Here is a 17259-nt window from a genome sequence, read left to right as displayed (position 1 = left end):
AGCCTTCTTTCGTGCCTGTCCCAGCGGGTCCAACCTAATTGATCAGCGCCGGGCATGAATGGTCGTCGCGTCGTCGCCCCGCGCAACAACAGGTACGTCCGGCTTGCCCACGGGTATCAGCGCGGTGAGGGCGAGCACGAAGAAGGCGGCCGTGAGCAGGGGCGGGGTGTTCAGGCCCCAGGCGGTGGCGACGGCACCGCCCAGCAGGGCGCCGAGCGGCACCCCGGCGAAGGCCAGGGTCCGGAAGGCCGAGGCCACCCGGCCCAGCAGCTCGACGGGGCTGCGCTGCTGCATGAGCGTCGTCGTGTTGACGTTCCACACCATGCCCATGAGCCCGAAGACGACCAGGGCGGCCACCAGCACGGCCAGGCTGCGCACGGTGCCCATGACGACGAGTGCCGCGGTCTGCGCCGCGCCGGCGAGCAGCACGGCCCGGATCTCGCCCAGCCGGCGCACGATCCTGCCGTTCACCACTCCCCCGGCCAGGCCGCCGACGGTGAACGCGGCGCCCGCCGCCGCATACCCCGCCGGCCCGGCGTCCAGCCGCCCGGTCACCAGGACGACCGGCCCGCCCCGCCGCTCCTCGCCGCGCCACGCGGGCGCACACACTGCCGCCGTCCCGGCCGTCGTCACAGCTCCCCCTCGGTCTCATCGATGCGGAAGATCGATACACAAACCGTAGAGGGCGCCACTGACAATCGGCCCGGAGCGATCGGCCCGGAGCGGGAGTCCGCCGGTGGTACGAACAGGTCCGGCCAGGCACCCACTGGTACCCGGCCGGCCTCAACTCCTAGATCTCGCCCCGCAGTTTGGCGAGCGCCTCGGCGAGGATCGCCTCGCCGTCCGCGTCGCTGCGCCGCTCCCGTACATACGCCAGATGCGTCTTGTAGGGCTCGGTGCGCGGCGGGTCCGGCGGGTTGTCCCGGTCCTGTCCGGCGGGAAAGCCGCAGCGCGGGCAGTCCCAGGTTTCGGGAACCTGCGCGTCGCTGGCGAAGCTGGGCTGCGTCTCGTGCCCGTTGGAGCACCAGAAGGAGATGCGCAGCCGGGGCGCGGACTCGCCCCGCTCGGCCTCGCCCATCGGCCCCGCCCCGACCCGGCTTCCTCGGATCGCGTTGCCACTTGCCACGGTCGTAACTCCCTGCGTGATGGTGCCACAAAGCGAGTCGGCGTTTCGCTTCGCTGCGAGCGCCTCAGTCTACGTAAGGCCCAACGCGCGTCCAGTGATTGGAGTTACATAGCCCTCACACCAAGACGCAAGCCCCATGATAGGCCGCGCTCAGCGGCGCGTACCGAACATGGGGCCTTACGTGTGGATTGTGCGTGCGGGTCAGTTGGTGACCTTCATCAGGATCCCGAGTACGACAATGCACGCGAACCACAGCAGACCGACCACCACGGTGATCCGGTCGAGGTTGCGCTCGGCGACCGAGGAGCCGCCGACGGACGACTGCATGCCGCCACCGAACATGTCGGAGAGGCCGCCGCCCTTCCCCTTGTGCATCAGCACCAGCAGCATCAGCAGCAGGCTGAAGACGATCAGGGCGATCGAGAACCCCATAACCACGGCTGGACCAACTTCCTCGGATTCTGATGGACGACGGGGCATAGTGGCTAGCCACTATGCCCCGCAAGGGTACGACGGATCGCCGTTACCGCATACTCACTGGTCGCGGAAGCGCACGATCTTGACGAACTCGTCGGCGTCGAGCGAGGCGCCGCCGACCAGGGCGCCGTCGATGTCGGCCTGCGCCATGATCTCGGCGACGTTGCCGGACTTCACGGAGCCGCCGTACTGGATGCGGACCTTGTCGGCCACGTCCTGCGAGTACAGCTCGGCGATCTTGCCGCGGATGGCGGCGCAGACCTCCTGGGCGTCCTCGGCGCCGCAGACCTTGCCGGTGCCGATGGCCCAGACGGGCTCGTAGGCGATCACGATGGTCTCGGCCTGCTCGGCCGGGAGGTCCTTCAGACCGCCCTCGACCTGGGCGAGGGTGTGCGGGACGGCGTTGCCGGCCTCACGGACGTCCAGTTCCTCGCCGACGCACATGATCGGGGTCAGGCCGTGCTTGTACGCGGCCTTGACCTTGGCGTTGACGATCTCGTCGGTCTCGGCGTGGTACTGGCGGCGCTCGGAGTGGCCGATCGCCACGTACGTGCACTTCAGCTTGGCCAGCATCGGGCCGGAGATCTCGCCCGTGTAGGCGCCGGAGTCCTGCGCCGAGATGTCCTGGGCGCCGTACTTGATCTTCAGCTTGTCGCCGTCGACCAGGGTCTGCACGGAGCGCAGGTCGGTGAAGGGCGGCAGGACGGCGACCTCGACGGCCTCGTAGTCCTTGTCGGCCAGGGCGAAGGCGAGCTTCTGGACGTGGGCGATGGCCTCGAGGTGGTTGAGGTTCATCTTCCAGTTGCCCGCCATCAGCGGCGTGCGCCCAGAAAAATTAGAAGCAGCCATAAAGGGTCAGTCCTCCAGTGCGGCGAGGCCGGGGAGCGTCTTGCCCTCGAGGTATTCGAGGGAGGCGCCGCCACCGGTCGAGATGTGGCCGAACTTCGACTCGTCGAAGCCCAGGGTGCGGACGGCGGCGGCGGAATCGCCACCGCCGACCACGGTGAAGCCCTTGCTGTCGAGCAGGGCCTGCGCGAGAGCGGTCGTGCCTCCGGCGTAGTCGGGGTGCTCGAAGACGCCCATGGGGCCGTTCCAGAAGACGGTTTCGGCGTCGGTGATCTTGGAGGCGAACAGCTCGCGGGACTTGGGACCGATGTCCAGGCCTTCCTTGTCCGCGGGGATCTTGTCCGCGTCGACGTTCTCGTAGTCGGCCGGGGCCTTGGTCTTCAGGTCCGGGAACTCGGTCGAGACGAGGACGTCGACGGGGAGGACCAGCTCGACGCCGCTCTTCTCCGCGCGCTCGATGTACTCGGTGACGGCCGGGATCTGGTCCTCCTGGAGGAGGGAGATGCCGACCTCGTAGCCCTTGGCCTTGAGGAAGGTGTAGGCCATGCCGCCGCCGATGAGGAGGCGGTCGGCCTTGCCGAGGAGCTGGTCGATGACGGCGAGCTTGTCGGACACCTTGGCGCCGCCGAGCGCGACGACGTACGGGCGCTTGACGTCCTCGGTGAGCTTCTTCAGGACGCCGACCTCGTTCGCGATGAGGTAGCCGGCGTAGTGCGGCAGGCGCGCCGGGAGGTCGTACACGGACGCGTGCTTACGGTGCACCGCGCCGAAGCCGTCACCGACGTACACGTCGGCGAGGGCGGCGAGCCGGTCGGCGAAGGCGCCGCGCTCGGCGTCGTCCTTGCTGGTCTCGCCGGCGTTGAAGCGGAGGTTCTCGACGACCGCGACCTGGCCGTCGGTGAGGCCGGCGACCGTGGCCTGAGCGGACTCGCCGACCGTGTCCGTCGCGAAGGCCACGTCGGCGCCGAGGAGTTCACCGAGGCGCGCGGCAGCGGGCGCCAGGGAGAAGGCGGGGTCCGGGGCGCCCTTGGGGCGGCCCAGGTGCGAGGCGACGACCACACGGGCGCCCGCCTCGGCCAGCGCCTTGACGGTGGGCAGCACGGCGCGGATACGGCCGTCGTCGGTGATGGTGGTGCCGTCCAGCGGCACGTTCAGGTCGGCGCGGACGAAGACCCGCTTGCCGGCGACGCCTTCGGAGAGAAGTTCGTCGATCGTCTTCATGAAGGGGACTCCTGTTGCGGAGGGCTCGTGATCGCTCGGAAACGCTCGTGATCCAACACGTTGGATCTGCACGCGAGTCAGGGCTCGGGCGACGCGTCCCTGCGCCGCCCGAGCCCTGACTCACATCAAGGTGCCTGCTCTGGATATCAGAGCTGGTTGCCGACGAAGACCGTGAGGTCGACGAGGCGGTTGGAGTAGCCCCACTCGTTGTCGTACCAGCCGATGACCTTCACGTTCTTGCCCTCCTGGACCATGGTCAGGGAGGAGTCGAAGGTGCAGGACGCCGGGGCGTTGACGATGTCGGAGGAGACGATCGGGTCCTCGGTGTACTCGAGGATGCCCTTGAGCTCACCCTCGGCGGCCTTCTGGAAGACGGCGTTGATCTCTTCCTTGGTGACCTCGCGGCCGAGCTCCAGGACGAGGTCGGTGACCGAGCCGGTGGGGACCGGGACGCGCATGGCGATGCCGTCCAGCTTGCCCTTGAGCTGCGGCAGGACCAGCGCGGTGGCCTTCGCGGCGCCCGTGGTGGTCGGGATGATGTTCTCGGCGGCGGCGCGGGCGCGGCGCAGGTCCTTGTGCGGGAAGTCCAGGATGCGCTGGTCGTTGGTGTACGCGTGCACCGTGGTCATCAGACCCTTGACGATGCCGAAGTTCTCGTCGAGGACCTTCGCCATCGGCGCCACACAGTTGGTGGTGCAGGAGGCGTTGGAGATGACGTGGTGGTTCGCCGGGTCGTACTTGTCGTGGTTGACGCCCATGACGATGGTGATGTCCTCGTCCTTGGCCGGAGCCGAGATGAGGACCTTCTTGGCGCCACCGGCGAGGTGCTTGGCGGCGTCGTCCTTCTTGGTGAAGATGCCGGTCGACTCGATGACGATGTCGACGCCCAGCTCGCCCCACGGGATGTCGGCGGGGTTGCGCTCGGAGAGGACCTTGATGGTCTTGTCGCCGACGGTGATGGTGTCGGCGGTGTGGGAGACCTCCTGCTTGAGGCGGCCCAGGATGGTGTCGTACTTCAGCAGGTGAGCGGTGGTCGCGGTGTCACCCAGGTCGTTGACAGCCACGATCTCGATGTCTGCACCCTGCTCCAGCAGCGCGCGGAAGTAGTTACGACCGATGCGGCCGAAGCCGTTGATGCCTACGCGGATCGTCACGAACCGATCTCCTCGTTGGTACGCCGGCCATGCGGTGCCGGCGAGCTCTGTTTGGGATGTCCCCGACCGCCTACGACCCTACCTCCCTGACGGCGCCGTGGTGACATCCAGACGCCTCATACACGGCACGGCGGCCCGTACCCGCCAGTAGGGGTACGGACCGCCCCGCCAGGAAGCCGGATCACTCGTTTCGGTCACCTCGCGTGGTGCCCGGTTGACCTCGGCGTGTCAGTCGTCAAGTGAGTCCAGAGCCTTTCCGATGAGCGCCTTTCGGTCGGCCGCCGCGGTGATGTGCTCCAGGCCGAAGCCCAGCAGCACGGTGTCGTCCGTGGTGACCGCTCCATACGTCTGGAACAGCGTCCCGGTGCGCGCCCAGTCCTTGAGTACGGCCGGGCTGCCCGCGGGCGGTCCGGTCACGCTCCAGGCGCCGAGCGAGGTCTCGAAGCCCTCGGTCTCGGTGGCCGTGCCGCCGACGACCAGGGAGGCGTCGTCGGCGAGGACGCCGCGGCCGCCGAAGGCCGGGTCGCTGACGTAGCCGATCGAGAGCTCGACCGACTTGCCGGCGTACGCGCTCAGGTCGAACTCGACCTGCTTCCAGCCCCCGGAGGCGCCGGTGAACGCGTGCCACGCGCCACTGCTGCCGCTCGCGGTGCAGCCGCCGCCGGACACGGTCAGGTAGTGGGCCAGCCACGGGTGCTCGTCCACGTAGAACCCGGCCTCGCAGTCCGCCGGCACGGCGCTGCTGGTGGCGCCGCCCGTGTCGGGGAGCGTCGTCCAGTCCTCGGCGCCGGTGGTGTGCGCCTCGACCAGGACGTTGTCGTAGCCGGGCTCGACGTCCCACATGAGCTGGGTGCGCAGCGTGGGCTTGTCCGCCGCGCTCACTGCGGTGAGGTCGACGGTCCTGGTGAGCCGCTTGTAGGCGTCGTCGGTGTGGACGGCGGCCGCCATGTAGGAACCCGCGTACGGCCCGTACGGATTGACGGTGCCGGCGAACCGGCCCGCTCCCGCGCTGGCGAACTGCGGGTACTCGTCGGCGGGCAGCTCGTCCGAGGTGACGCTGTAACTGCCGGCCTTGTCCAGCGGGTTGCCGGTGGCGTCGCCGAGCGCTCCGGTGAAGCCGCCGAGCCTGCCGGAGCCGTTGAAGCCGGTGGCCCCGGGGAGTGCCGTACGGGAGTAGGCGCCCAGGTAGTACTGGCTGAAGTCGTTCGACAGGGTGCCGCCGCCGAGGTCGACGAAGCCGCCGGCCTGCTCGCCCGCCTCCAGCAGCTTGCCGCCCTCGTTGAGGTAGGCGCGCAGCTCGAGCTGGGTGGCGTTGCCGGGGACGTTCGCGCCGGTGTAGTGGACGACGGTGTCGAAGTGGCTGAGCACGCCGAGCGCGTCGGGTGCGCCCTGTGCCGCGACGTCCCAGACGACCGCCCGGTGGCCGTTGGCCTTGAGCGCGTCGACGTACTTCTGGGCGTGCGTGGCGGCGCCGCCTTCCTCGGCGAGTACGAGGACGTCGCCGCGCGGCCGTTCGGCCACGGTGTAGGTGAAGCGCTCGCTGGAGACCTTCTTTCCCCTCTTGGTCTTGCCGGTGAACCACACCTCGACCTTGTCGCCCGGGTCGCCGTCGGCCACCTCGGCGCGGTACTCGTCGAAGTGGAGGTTGTCCTCACCGCCGTACGTCTCGCCGCCCTTCCACCGCTTGAGCCGCGTGTCCTGCGTGCGGCCGCCGTTGACGCGGTACTTGAGCTCCTTGTCGCGCACGGACTTGCGTACGACGACGGAGACCTCCTGGTCGGCGCCGCGGGAGTACGACGTGGTGAACGGCGCCGGGGTGAAGTCGGCGGCCTTCAGACCGACCGCGGAGGACGGCTGGTCGGGATGGGCGGCGGACTCGGCCACGGAGAGCGCGAACGGGATGTTCTTGGCGAACTCCTGCTGGATGAGCTTCTCGTCGTCCGGGAAGTTGAACACCGACTGGCAGTCGGCCGCGTTCCACTGGTCGTTCGGGTCGATGCCCGACGCGGTCTGACACGTCGACATCTCGGGCGTGAACATCGCCGTGCCGTTGATGTTCGAGGCGTGGCCGTCGGTCTCGCCGTTGGTGGTGTACAGCTCCGAGGAGACCTGCGGGTGGTAGCCGGGGACCGCGGGGTTGTCCGGCGTGCCGGCGAGCGCCTTGTAGAGGACGTCGTCCGGGCTGTCGGTGGCCACCTGCCAGCCGACGCCGTAGAGGATGAGCTCGGCCGCGGAGTGGTAGTTGATGCCGTAGTCGAAGCCGATACGGCGCTGGAAGGCGTCCAGGGCCCGGGTCTCGGGCTCGGAGGCCGGGGACGCGCCGCGGTAGGTCTCGCTGGTGGGGTTCGGGGACGAACCCTCGTCGTCGTAGCCCCACTTGTAGGCGAAGTTGCGGTTGAGGTCGACGCCGTCGCCGGTGCTGATGGCGCCGTCGCCGTTGATGTCCCGCAGGTTCTTGCGCCACAGGCGGGTGCTGGAGTCCTGGTGGGTGTAGTCGTAGCCGTCGGGGTTGGCCGAGATGACGAACCACAGCTCGGTCGAGTCGACGATCTTCCTGACCCGCTTGTCCGTCTTGTAGTTGTCCAGGTAGTGGTGCATCAGACGCCGGGTCATCTCCGGCGTGATCCACTCGCGCGCGTGCTGGTTGGAGAGGTAGAGGACGGAGGGCTTGGAGCCGTCCTTCGTCTTCTTCGCGTTCTTGGTGAGCTTGAGTGCCAGGATGTCCTGGCCGTTGATCGTCTTGCCGATGGAGACGACCTTGGTGAGGCCGGGGTTCTTCTGCCCGGTCCGGACGATCTCCTCCTTGAGGCCCCCGCTTCCGCCGTACGGGCGGTACACCCCCTCGGAGGCCTTCTCGGTACGCGCCTCGGCCTTGGCGGACAGCTCGTGCTCGGTGAGCTCGACGCCCTGTTTCTCCAGCTTCCCGGCCTGGTCGTCGGTGAGATAGACCTCGACGGTGGCCGTGCCCTTCGCGGGCGCCTGCTCACTGAGTTCATGGCCGTCCTGGCCGGCCGCCAGCAGCAGGGGTATCTGCTTCCGGGTGACTTCGGCGTGGAAGACCTTGACTTCGCTCGGGTCGGTGTCTTGTGAACTTCCCGGCTGTGCCTGGGCGATGGGTGCGATGCTCGCTCCGCCTATCAGGAGCGCACCGGCAGCGAGGATCGATCTCGCTCTGGGTCTCATGAACCCCCCTAGCAGTGGTTCGTCACAGCGACGAATGACTGCCAGGCTCATGCCACTTCACGGTTCCGTCAAGAGTGCGGCAAAGGCCGACAAATACCGGTGCCGATGCCCCAAGTGGGCATCGGCACCGGCTTGTTGACGATGTTTCACATCGCGCTGGGTCACCCCGCGAGGTTGTCCGCCAGCTCCTCGGAGAGGTTGGCCTCCGTGCCCGGGATGCCGAGGTCCTGGGCCCGCTTGTCGGCCATGGCCAGCAGACGGCGGATACGGCCGGCGACGGCGTCCTTGGTCAGCGGGGGGTCGGCGAGCGCGCCCAGTTCCTCCAGGGATGCCTGCTTGTGCTCCATGCGCAGTCGGCCGGCGGCCGCGAGGTGCTCGGGGACCTCCTCGCCGAGGATCTCCAGGGCACGCTGGACCCGGGCACCGGCGGCGACGGCGGCGCGCGCGGAGCGGCGGAGGTTGGCGTCGTCGAAGTTGGCGAGCCGGTTCGCCGTGGCGCGGACCTCGCGGCGCATCCGGCGCTCCTCCCAGGCGAGCACGGACTCGTGCGCGCCGAGGCGGGTGAGCAGGGCGCCGATGGCGTCGCCGTCCCGGACGACCACACGGTCCACGCCGCGCACCTCGCGGGCCTTGGCGGCGATCGACAGCCGGCGGGCGGCGCCGACCAGGGCCAGCGCGGCTTCGGGGCCCGGGCAGGTCACCTCCAGGGAGGAGGAGCGGCCGGGCTCGGTCAGCGAGCCGTGCGCCAGGAACGCACCGCGCCAGGCGGCCTCGGCGTCGCAGGTGGCCCCCGAGACCACCTGCGGGGGCAGGCCGCGGATCGGGCGGCCCCGTCCGTCGACCAGACCCGTCTGCCGGGCCAGCTGGTCACCGCCCGCGACCACCCGGACGACGTAGCGCGAACCGCGCCGCAGCCCGCCCGGCGCCATCACGATCAGCTCGGAGCTGTGGCCGAAGATCTCCAGGATGTCCCGCTTCAGGCGGCGCGCCGCCATCGCGGTGTCCAGCTCCGCCTCGATCACGATGCGCCCGCTGACCAGGTGAAGGCCGCCGGCGAACCGCAGGATGGCGGAGACCTCCGCCTTTCTGCAGCAGGTCCGGGTGACGGGGAGCCGGGAGATCTCGTCCTTCACCGCTGGCGTCATCGCCATGGGCCGATCCTTCCATGCATCCGAAAAATACGGTCGTACGCGGCGGCGAGGAGCTCCGGGTCGTGCCGGGGCGTCCCGTCCGTCCGGGCCACCGGGGCCAGCTCGACCGCGGCGCCGAGCCGCTTGGCGGCCTCGGTGAGCACTTCGCGATCGGGCACGGCGGCCTCGTCGGCCAGCACCACGTCCAGGGCGAGTTTAGGGGCGTGTCGTCCCAAAACCTCCAAATGACGCTGCGGGGAGAAGCCGTCGGTTTCTCCCGGTTGCGGCGCGAGGTTCAGGGAGAGTACCCGGCGCGCCTTCGTCTCGGTGAGCGCGTCCAGGAGTTCCGGCACGAGCAGGTGCGGGATGACCGAGGAGAACCAGGATCCGGGGCCGAGCACCACCCAGTCGGCGTCCCGGACGGCGGCGACAGCCTCCGGGACGGCCGGCGGGTCGTGCGGCACGACGTGCACCGACTGCACCTCACCGGGGGTGAGGGCGACGTTCGCCTGGCCGCGGACAGTGTCGACGTCCTCGGGCCGGTCCGGGTCGTGGCCCTTGACCAGGGCCTGGAGCTCCAGCGGCACCGCCGACATGGGCAGCACCCGCCCGTGCGCGCCGAGCAGCTTCCCGACCAGGTCGAGGGCCTGGACGTGGTCGCCGAGCTGCTCCCACAGGGCGACGATCAGCAGATTGCCGACCGCGTGGTCGTGCAGATCGCCCTGGGAGTGGAAGCGGTGCTGGATGACCCGGGCCCAGGTCTGGCCCCAGTCGTCGTCGCCGCACAGCGCGGCCAGCGCCTTGCGCAGGTCGCCGGGCGGCAGCACGCCGAGCTCGTCGCGCAGGCGACCGCTGGAGCCGCCGTCGTCGGCCACGGTGACGACGGCGGTGAGGTCGCCGGTGATCCGGCGCAGCGCGGCGAGCGAGGCGGACAGGCCCATGCCGCCGCCGAGGGCGACGACCTTGGGCTGGGCGCCCCGACGGCGCGGCCTGGCACCGCGGGCCTCGGCGGGCCGGCCGGCGCGCGACTCGGGCATCGCGCGGCGCAGCCGGCTCAGCCGGGGAGTACGTCCTGTCATTCGCGTCCCATGTCCCGGTGCACGACCACCGTCTCCACGCCCTGGGAGGCAAGGCGCGCCGCGAGCTTCTCCGATGTGGCGACCGAGCGGTGCTTGCCGCCGGTGCAGCCGACCGCGATCGTCACGTACCGCTTGCCCTCGCGACGGTATCCGGCCGCGATGAGCTGGAGCAGTTCGGAGTAGCGGTCGATGAACTCCTTCGCGCCGGGCTGGTTGAAGACGTACGCCGACACCTCCTCGTTGAGGCCGGTGTAGGGGCGCAGCTCCGGGACCCAGTGCGGATTGGGCAGGAACCGCATGTCCACGACCAGGTCGGCGTCGACCGGGAGGCCGTACTTGAAGCCGAACGACATCACCGTGGCCCGCAGCTCGGGCTCCTCCTCGCCGGCGAACTGGGCGTCCATCTTGGCCCGCAGCTCGTGCACGTTGAGGCTGGAGGTGTCGATCACCAGGTCGGCGTCGCCGCGCAGCTCGCGCAGCAGCTCGCGCTCGGCGGCGATGCCGTCGACGATCCGGCCGTCGCCCTGGAGCGGGTGCGGTCGGCGCACCGACTCGAAGCGGCGTACCAGGGCGTCGTCGGAGGACTCCAGGAAGACGATCCGGCGGGTCACGCCCCGGGTGTCGAGGTCGGAGAGGGACTCGCGGAGGTTGTCGAAGAAGCGGCGGCCGCGGACGTCGACGACCACCGCGATCCGCGCCACGTTGCCCTGGGAGCGGGCGCCGAGCTCCACCATGGTGGGGATCAGCGCGGGCGGCAGGTTGTCGACGACGAACCAGCCGAGGTCCTCCAGACACTTGGCCGCCGTGGAGCGGCCCGCCCCGGACATGCCGGAGATGATCACCAGTTCGGGGATGGCCGCGTCGGGAGGTCCGGCCGTGTCGCCGTTCGTGCCGGTACTCACCTGTGCTCCGTCTCCACCTTGGCCTTGTTGCCCGTCGTGCCTGTTCACATTCATGTCTCCTGCCCCCGTCGCTCGTCCGGGGTGCCCGTCCGCACGGGCTCCCCGTTGGAACCCATGGTGGCGGGTTCCTCCTCCATGATCTCTCCAGTCGCCGTGTTCACGGCGGGTGCGGCCGGTGCCGCCCGGGCCAGGGCCGCGGCGATCGTCTCGGCCGTCTTGCGGCCTATGCCGGGCACCTCGCAGATCTGGTCGATGGTGGCGGATCGAAGTTTCTTGAGCGAACCGAAATGCTTCAGCAGCGCCTGCTTGCGCGTGTCCCCGAGCCCCGGCACCTCGTCCAGCGGACTCGCCCGGAAACGCTTGCCCCGCTTCGTGCGCTGATAGGTGATCGCGAAGCGGTGCGCCTCGTCGCGGACGCGCTGCAGCAGGTAGAGGCCTTCGCTGGTGCGGGGCAGGACGACCGGGTCGTCGTCGCCGGGCAGCCAGACCTCCTCCAGGCGCTTGGCGAGGCCGCACACGGCGACGTCGTCGATGCCGAGCTCGTCCAGGGCCCGCTGGGCGGCCGCGACCTGCGGCTGCCCGCCGTCGACGACCACGAGCTGGGGCGGGTAGGCGAACCGCTTGGGGCGGCCCTCGTCGTCCTTGAGGCCGTTGCCGAGGGCATCGGGGGACGTGGTGGTGAGGGGGACGGACGTGCCGTCGGCGGGGGTCTCGGACGACGTGTCGGTCAGGGTGTTCTCGCCGTCGGCCCACTCGCCCGTGCGCTCCTTCTCGGCGAGGTAGCGCTTGAAGCGGCGGGTGATCACCTCGTGCATGGAGCGGACGTCGTCCTGGCCCTCGCCGTGCCAGATTTGCGTGTCTCCGACACGACCCTTGATCTGGAAGCGGCGGTACTCGCTCTTGCGGGCCAGGCCGTCCTCGAAGACGACCATGGAGGCCACCACGTCGTCGCCCTGGAGATGCGAGATGTCGTAGCACTCGATCCTGAGCGGGGCGCTGTCGAGGTCGAGGGCGTCGGCGATCTCCTCCAGCGCGCGCGAGCGGGTGGTCAGGTCGGAGGCGCGCTTGGTCTTGTGCAGGACGAGCGCCTGCTGGGCGTTGCGCTCGACGGTCTCCATGAGGGCGCGCTTGTCGCCGCGCTGAGGGATGCGCAGCGAGACGTTGGAGCCGCGCCGGCCCGACAGCCACTCCTGGACGGGCTCCAGCGGGTCGGGCAGGGCCGGGACGAGGACCTCCTTGGGCACCGCGTCGCCGCTCTCCTCGCCGTAGAGCTGCTGGAGGGCATGCTCGACGAGGGCGCCGGTGGTGATCTCCTCGACCTTGTCGGTGACCCAGCCGCGCTGGCCGCGCACGCGTCCGCCGCGCACGTGGAAGATCTGCACGGCCGCCTCCAGCTCGTCCTCGGCGACGGCGATAAGGTCGGCGTCGGTCGCGTCGGCGAGCACGACCGCGTTCTTCTCCATGGCCTTCTTCAGGGCCTCGATGTCGTCGCGCAGGCGGGCGGCCCGCTCGTACTCCATCTCGTCGGCCGCCTCCATCATCTGCTTCTCCAGGCGGCGCAGATAGGTGCCCGTGCGGCCGGTCATGAAGTCGCAGAACTCCTCGGCGAGTTCACGGTGGTCCTCGGCGGAGACGCGGTCCACACAGGGGGCGGAGCACTTGCCGATGTAGCCGAGCAGACAGGGGCGGCCGGTGCGGGCGGCGTTCTTGAACACGCCGGCCGAGCAGGTGCGGACCGGGAAGACCCGCAGGAGGAGGTCGACGGTGTCCCGGATCGCCCACGCGTGCGCGTACGGCCCGAAATACCTGACGCCCTTCTTCTTGTGACCGCGCATCACCTGCACGCGCGGGAACTCCTCGTTCATCGTCACCGCGAGATACGGGTAGCTCTTGTCGTCGCGGTACTTGACGTTGAACCTGGGGTCGTACTCCTTGATCCAGGAGTACTCGAGCTGAAGGGCCTCGACCTCCGTGGACACCACTGTCCACTCCACGGACGCGGCCGTGGTCACCATCGTGCGGGTGCGTGGGTGGAGGCCCGCCAGGTCCTGGAAGTAGTTCGCCAGGCGCTGGCGCAGGCTCTTCGCCTTCCCGACGTAGATCACCCGGCGGTGCTCGTCACGGAACCTGTACACCCCGGGAGAGTCCGGGATCTGTCCCGGCTTGGGGCGGTAGCTGGAAGGGTCGGCCATGTCTCACACCCTACTGGCGCCCGGTGACAGTCCGACGAGGCTGTGGACAACCATCGTGGCAGTCGGCGGGACCCCCGGAACGTGAGAACCGCCAGCCCACGGCGGTGATCCGCCGTCGCCGTCCGCCGGGAGCCGGAGCTTGCCCGGGATGTCGCCACGCCCTCGGCTACGCGCAGCCGCCGACCGCCTCTCCAGGCGTGATCATCCGGATCTCCGCGCAGCCTCCGGAGGGCTTCCATCGAACTCGTCACCGACAGCCCCACGCGCGGCTTCCTGCCTCAGCCGGCCCTGTCCGTGAGGGTCATCGGGTGGCGCTCCGCACCCCCGGGACGACATGTCGGCTTGATGAGGACGCATCGCGACTCGGCCGGAGTGCGCGGCTGTTGGGTATCAGGTGTTGTCCGGACTTGGTCAACACGCTTCAATGCGGAGGAACTCGGGGACCTGAGCGACGGCGTACGGATGTGAAGACCCGCCGGCGCTCCACGGGGGTGGACCCGATCAGCCGCGCGACCGGTCTGACCAACCGTTGTGAACAACCACAGAAAGGCCCCTGCATGCCGCACGCCACACAGCACGCGGACATCGCCGCCGTCGCCTCCGCGGAACTGGACACGGCCCTGCGAGGCGGACCCTTCCACGTCGCCCTGCGCGCCGCGATAGCCGCCCGGGGGCTGCCGCTGCAGCGCGTGCAGCACCATCTGTCCCGGCGCGGTGTGAAGGTCGGCGTCACGAGCCTGAGCTACTGGCAGCAAGGCGCCCGCCGACCGCAGCGGCCTGAGTCACTGCGTGCGGTGCGGGCGCTGGAGGAGATACTCCAACTGCCGGAGGAGTCCCTGATCCGGCTGCTCTCCGAGGCGGACGACCACTCCACGCTCCAGCAGCCCGCCGCCCGCTCCTACCGCTCCCTGGTGGAGGCCTCGGGTGTGCTGGAGCGACTGCTGGCCGAACTGGACTTCCCGGTCGACGGCGGCCTGCACACCCTCGCCCACCACGAACAGGTGCGGATCGGGGCGCGCCGCGAGCTGGCGGGCCGCGAGTCGCACCACATCGTGCGTGCCCACAAGGACGGCGTGGACCGATTCGTCGCCGTCCACCACGGCGACCCTGGGTGCGTGCCGGAGCGCATGACGGTGCACGCGCTGGAGAACTGCCGTACGGGACGGGTCCGTTGGCACCACGACACCGGCGTCCTCGTCGCCGAGCTGCTCTTCGGCACGCGCCTGCGGACCGGTGACACCTATCTCTTCCGCTACGGCGTCGAGGACGGCACAGCCGATGTGTCCCGCGAGTACGCCCGTGGCTTCCCGCTCGCGGGCGGCCAGTACGCCCTGCAGGTCCGCTTCGCCGCGAACGCCCTCCCGGCCCGCTGCCACCGGTTCGCCCAGCACTCCGCGGCCGCACCCCGCAGCGGTCGCCAGGGACTGGCGCTGAGCGGGCTGCACCACTCCGTCCACCTTGTCGAGCCACGGGTGCGGACGGGGATCGTGGGCATCGGATGGGAGTGGGAGTGAGTCGGCCCTCCAGTTGCCATCGGCCTGCCCCGCCGGTCGCCGCCGGCTGATCCCGTTGCTTGATCCCGATACGCCCTGACACTCCCGTCCTCGGATCGGTGCGCGACGTAAACGCTTGCGCAAGCGTTTACGTCTGGCTCCGGATGGGATACCTTCCCGGCCAGAAGAGCCGCGACGGACCGAGACGGGGCGCTGCACAGGGAGGAGATCGCGATGGCGACCATGGCCGACGTCGCACGGAGCGCCGGTGTGTCCGTGGCGACCGTCTCGCATGTACTGAACGGGACCCGGCCCGTGCTGCCCCACACCCGTCAGGCGGTGCTGGACGCCATGGAGGAACTCGGCTACACGCCCAACACCCTGGCCCGCTCCCTGGTGACCTCCCGCACCCGCTCCATCGGGCTGGCGGTGTCGGCGATCAGCAACCCGTACTTCACGGAGATCCTCCAGGGCGTCGAGGCCGCCGCCCTGGAGCACGGCTACAGCCTGCTCATCGCCGACCCGCACGACGATCCGGGGCATGAGCGCAAGGTCGTTCAGCTTCTGCACGAGCGCCGTGTGGACGGCATGATCGTCGCGCCCTCCGCCGATCCGCGCGAGCTGCTGGCCTACCTCGGGCGCCACAAGGTGCCGACCGTCCTCCTCGACCGCGTGGTGGACACCCCGGCGGTCGGCGCGACGCGGTTCGACCAGGTCTGCGCCGACAGCGCCGAGCCCATGGCCCGGCTGGTCACCCATCTCGCCGGCCTCGGTCACCGGCGGATCGGCCTGGTTGCCGGTCTGTCCGGGCTCAGCACCACCAGCGAGCGGCTCACCGGATACCGGGACGGCCTGGCGGCCGCCGGGCTCACCCACGACGACGGCCTCGTCGTGCACGGCGACTCCGAGTCGGCCGGCGCCGAGCAGGCCACCGCCGCGCTGCTGTCACTCGCCTCGCCGCCCACCGCGCTGGTCACCGCCAACAACGCGATGACCATGGGCGCCCTGCGCAGCCTGGGTGACCACGGCCTGTCCGTGCCCGACGACATCGCGCTGTGCTGCTTCGACGACTTCGCCTGGGCCGATCTGTTCTCGCCCCGGCTCACCGCGATAGCCCAGCCCAGCAGGGACATCGGCGCACAGGCCGTCCGGGTGCTCCTGGACCGTCTCGCCTCGCCGGACCGGCCCGCCCGCACCGTGCGTCTGCCCTGCGCCTTCGTGCATCGCACCTCGTGCGGCTGCGCCGAACAGCCGACGCGGCCGGGGAGGTCCGCCGCGCGCTCGGCGCCCCCGAGGTCCGAGCAGCCCGAGGGCACGGCCGGGCCCTCGACATCCCACAGCCCCGAACACCCCCTGACGTCCGTGAAAGGAACCGTCTCGTGATCGTCGTCGCCGGTGAGGCCCTGATCGACCTGGTACCGCAGGGCACGGGCGCCCTCGCGGGCCTGAAGCCGGCGCTCGGCGGCGGCCCCTACAACACCGCCGTGGCCCTCGGCCGCCTCGGCTCCCCCACCGCCTTCTGCTCCCGGACCTCCTACGACGCGTTCGGCGAGGCCCTGCTCGACGGGCTGCGGGAGGCGGGGGTGGACGTATCGGCTGTGCAGCGCGGTATGGAGCCGACCACGCTCGCGGTGGCCACCATCGACGCGAAGGGCTCGGCCGCCTACTCCTTCTATGTCGAGGGCACCGCCGACCGGCTCTTCACGGCGCCTGGGGAGCTGCCCGCGCGGGCGCGCGCGGTCTCCTTCGGTACCTGTTCGCTCGTCCTGGAACCGGGGGCGAGCGCGTATGAGGAGCTGATGCGGAGCGCGGCCGCGCGAGGGGTGTTCACCGCGCTCGATCCGAACATCAGGGCCGGGCTGATCCCCGACCCGGACGGCTACCGGGCCCGGTTCAAGAGCTGGCTGCCGTCGGTGTCGCTGCTCAAGCTGTCCGAGGAGGACGCGCTGTGGCTGGGCGGCACGCCGCGTGAGTGGCTGGCCGCGGGACCTGCGGCCGTGGTGATCACTCAGGGCGGTGACGGGCTGACCGCCTTCACCCGGGACGGCGCGGTGCACTCCGTGCCGGGTGAAGAGGTCGACGTCGTGGACACGATCGGTGCGGGCGACACCGTGAACGCGGCCCTGTTGCACGGCCTCGCCGCCCAGGACGCCCTGTCCGCCGAGGCGCTCGTGGGACTCGGCGCCGACGGCTGGACAAGGCTGTTGCGGTTCGCGGCGCGGGCTGCCGCGATCACCTGCTCCCGGGCGGGGGCGGAACCGCCGTACGCCTCCGAACTGGGGGACTTCTAGGAGGGGACTTCCAGGAGGCGTTCCCCTTGTCTCTTCCACTGTTGAGGAGTCAAGGTCCGTCATGGCCGCCTGGATCGGGCGGCTGATCATGCAACGGACGGCGCCCCGTGGGGAGTTCCCGCGGGGCGCCGTACTTTTTCGGAATTTGTTCGGACTCGTCGCCCG

The 17259-nt window shown here is 70.2% G+C and carries 13 protein-coding genes and 1 pseudogene; 3 read left to right on the top strand and 11 right to left on the bottom strand.

Annotation, left to right across the window (positions count from 1 at the left end):
- Positions 1 to 42: 42 nt before the first annotated feature.
- The 11 genes and pseudogenes from ACP4J3_RS17425 to uvrC form a co-directional block, all read right to left on the bottom strand.
- Positions 43 to 564, bottom strand: a pseudogene (locus ACP4J3_RS17425) (MFS transporter); the annotation flags it as partial.
- 226 nt (positions 565 to 790) lie between these two features.
- The gene (locus ACP4J3_RS17420) at positions 791 to 1126 is read right to left on the bottom strand and encodes an RNA polymerase-binding protein RbpA (RefSeq protein ID WP_003976875.1); all 336 of its coding nucleotides are present in this window, start codon (positions 1124 to 1126) and stop codon (positions 791 to 793) included.
- Positions 1127 to 1327: 201 nt separating this feature from the next.
- Positions 1328 to 1558, bottom strand: coding sequence for a preprotein translocase subunit SecG (secG, locus tag ACP4J3_RS17415; RefSeq protein WP_004002137.1), 231 nt, complete (start codon positions 1556 to 1558; stop codon positions 1328 to 1330).
- A 102-nt stretch (positions 1559 to 1660) separates the two neighbouring features.
- A complete protein-coding gene (gene tpiA / locus ACP4J3_RS17410) occupies positions 1661 to 2416 on the bottom strand; it encodes a triose-phosphate isomerase (protein ID WP_426535561.1) in 756 nt (251 codons plus the stop codon).
- A 42-nt stretch (positions 2417 to 2458) separates the two neighbouring features.
- A complete protein-coding gene (locus ACP4J3_RS17405; protein WP_426535277.1) occupies positions 2459 to 3670 on the bottom strand; it encodes a phosphoglycerate kinase in 1212 nt (403 codons plus the stop codon).
- A gap of 146 nt (positions 3671 to 3816) precedes the next feature.
- The gene (gene gap, locus ACP4J3_RS17400; protein ID WP_426535275.1) at positions 3817 to 4824 is read right to left on the bottom strand and encodes a type I glyceraldehyde-3-phosphate dehydrogenase; all 1008 of its coding nucleotides are present in this window, start codon (positions 4822 to 4824) and stop codon (positions 3817 to 3819) included.
- A 228-nt stretch (positions 4825 to 5052) separates the two neighbouring features.
- Entirely contained in the window at positions 5053 to 8007 is a 2955-nt protein-coding gene (locus tag ACP4J3_RS17395) for a M14 family zinc carboxypeptidase (RefSeq protein WP_426535273.1), read from the bottom strand.
- Between the two features lie 161 nt (positions 8008 to 8168).
- Positions 8169 to 9158 carry a DNA-binding protein WhiA gene (whiA, locus tag ACP4J3_RS17390; protein ID WP_194047518.1) on the bottom strand — a complete coding sequence of 330 codons (990 nt, stop codon included), beginning with the start codon at positions 9156 to 9158 and terminating at the stop codon, positions 8169 to 8171.
- Positions 9149 to 10216 (bottom strand): gluconeogenesis factor YvcK family protein, encoded by a 1068-nt coding sequence (locus ACP4J3_RS17385; RefSeq protein ID WP_426535270.1) that lies wholly within the window; start codon positions 10214 to 10216, stop codon positions 9149 to 9151. Before ACP4J3_RS17385 ends, whiA begins: the two co-directional genes overlap by 10 nt.
- Positions 10213 to 11172 carry an RNase adapter RapZ gene (rapZ, locus tag ACP4J3_RS17380; RefSeq protein WP_426535268.1) on the bottom strand — a complete coding sequence of 320 codons (960 nt, stop codon included), beginning with the start codon at positions 11170 to 11172 and terminating at the stop codon, positions 10213 to 10215. Before rapZ ends, ACP4J3_RS17385 begins: the two co-directional genes overlap by 4 nt.
- Entirely contained in the window at positions 11169 to 13310 is a 2142-nt protein-coding gene (uvrC, locus tag ACP4J3_RS17375) for an excinuclease ABC subunit UvrC (protein WP_426535266.1), read from the bottom strand. Before uvrC ends, rapZ begins: the two co-directional genes overlap by 4 nt.
- A 557-nt stretch (positions 13311 to 13867) precedes the next feature.
- Between uvrC and ACP4J3_RS17370 the strand changes: the two genes are divergently transcribed.
- The 3 genes from ACP4J3_RS17370 (at position 13868) to ACP4J3_RS17360 (ending at position 17094) form a co-directional block, all read left to right on the top strand.
- Positions 13868 to 14824, top strand: coding sequence for a hypothetical protein (locus tag ACP4J3_RS17370; RefSeq protein ID WP_426535264.1), 957 nt, complete (start codon positions 13868 to 13870; stop codon positions 14822 to 14824).
- A 213-nt stretch (positions 14825 to 15037) separates the two neighbouring features.
- Positions 15038 to 16186: a LacI family DNA-binding transcriptional regulator gene (locus ACP4J3_RS17365; RefSeq protein WP_426535262.1), complete on the top strand. Its 1149-nt coding sequence runs from the start codon at positions 15038 to 15040 to the stop codon at positions 16184 to 16186.
- A complete protein-coding gene (locus ACP4J3_RS17360) occupies positions 16183 to 17094 on the top strand; it encodes a carbohydrate kinase family protein (protein WP_426535260.1) in 912 nt (303 codons plus the stop codon). The genes ACP4J3_RS17365 and ACP4J3_RS17360 overlap by 4 nt, the downstream gene beginning before the upstream one ends.
- The last annotated feature ends 165 nt before the right edge of the window (positions 17095 to 17259 follow it).

The sequence above is a fragment of the Streptomyces sp. UG1 genome (assembly GCF_049974585.1).
Taxonomy (GTDB): domain Bacteria; phylum Actinomycetota; class Actinomycetes; order Streptomycetales; family Streptomycetaceae; genus Streptomyces.
Note: the sequence above shows the minus strand (reverse complement) of the source record. Positions and strands in the feature narration are given on the sequence as shown.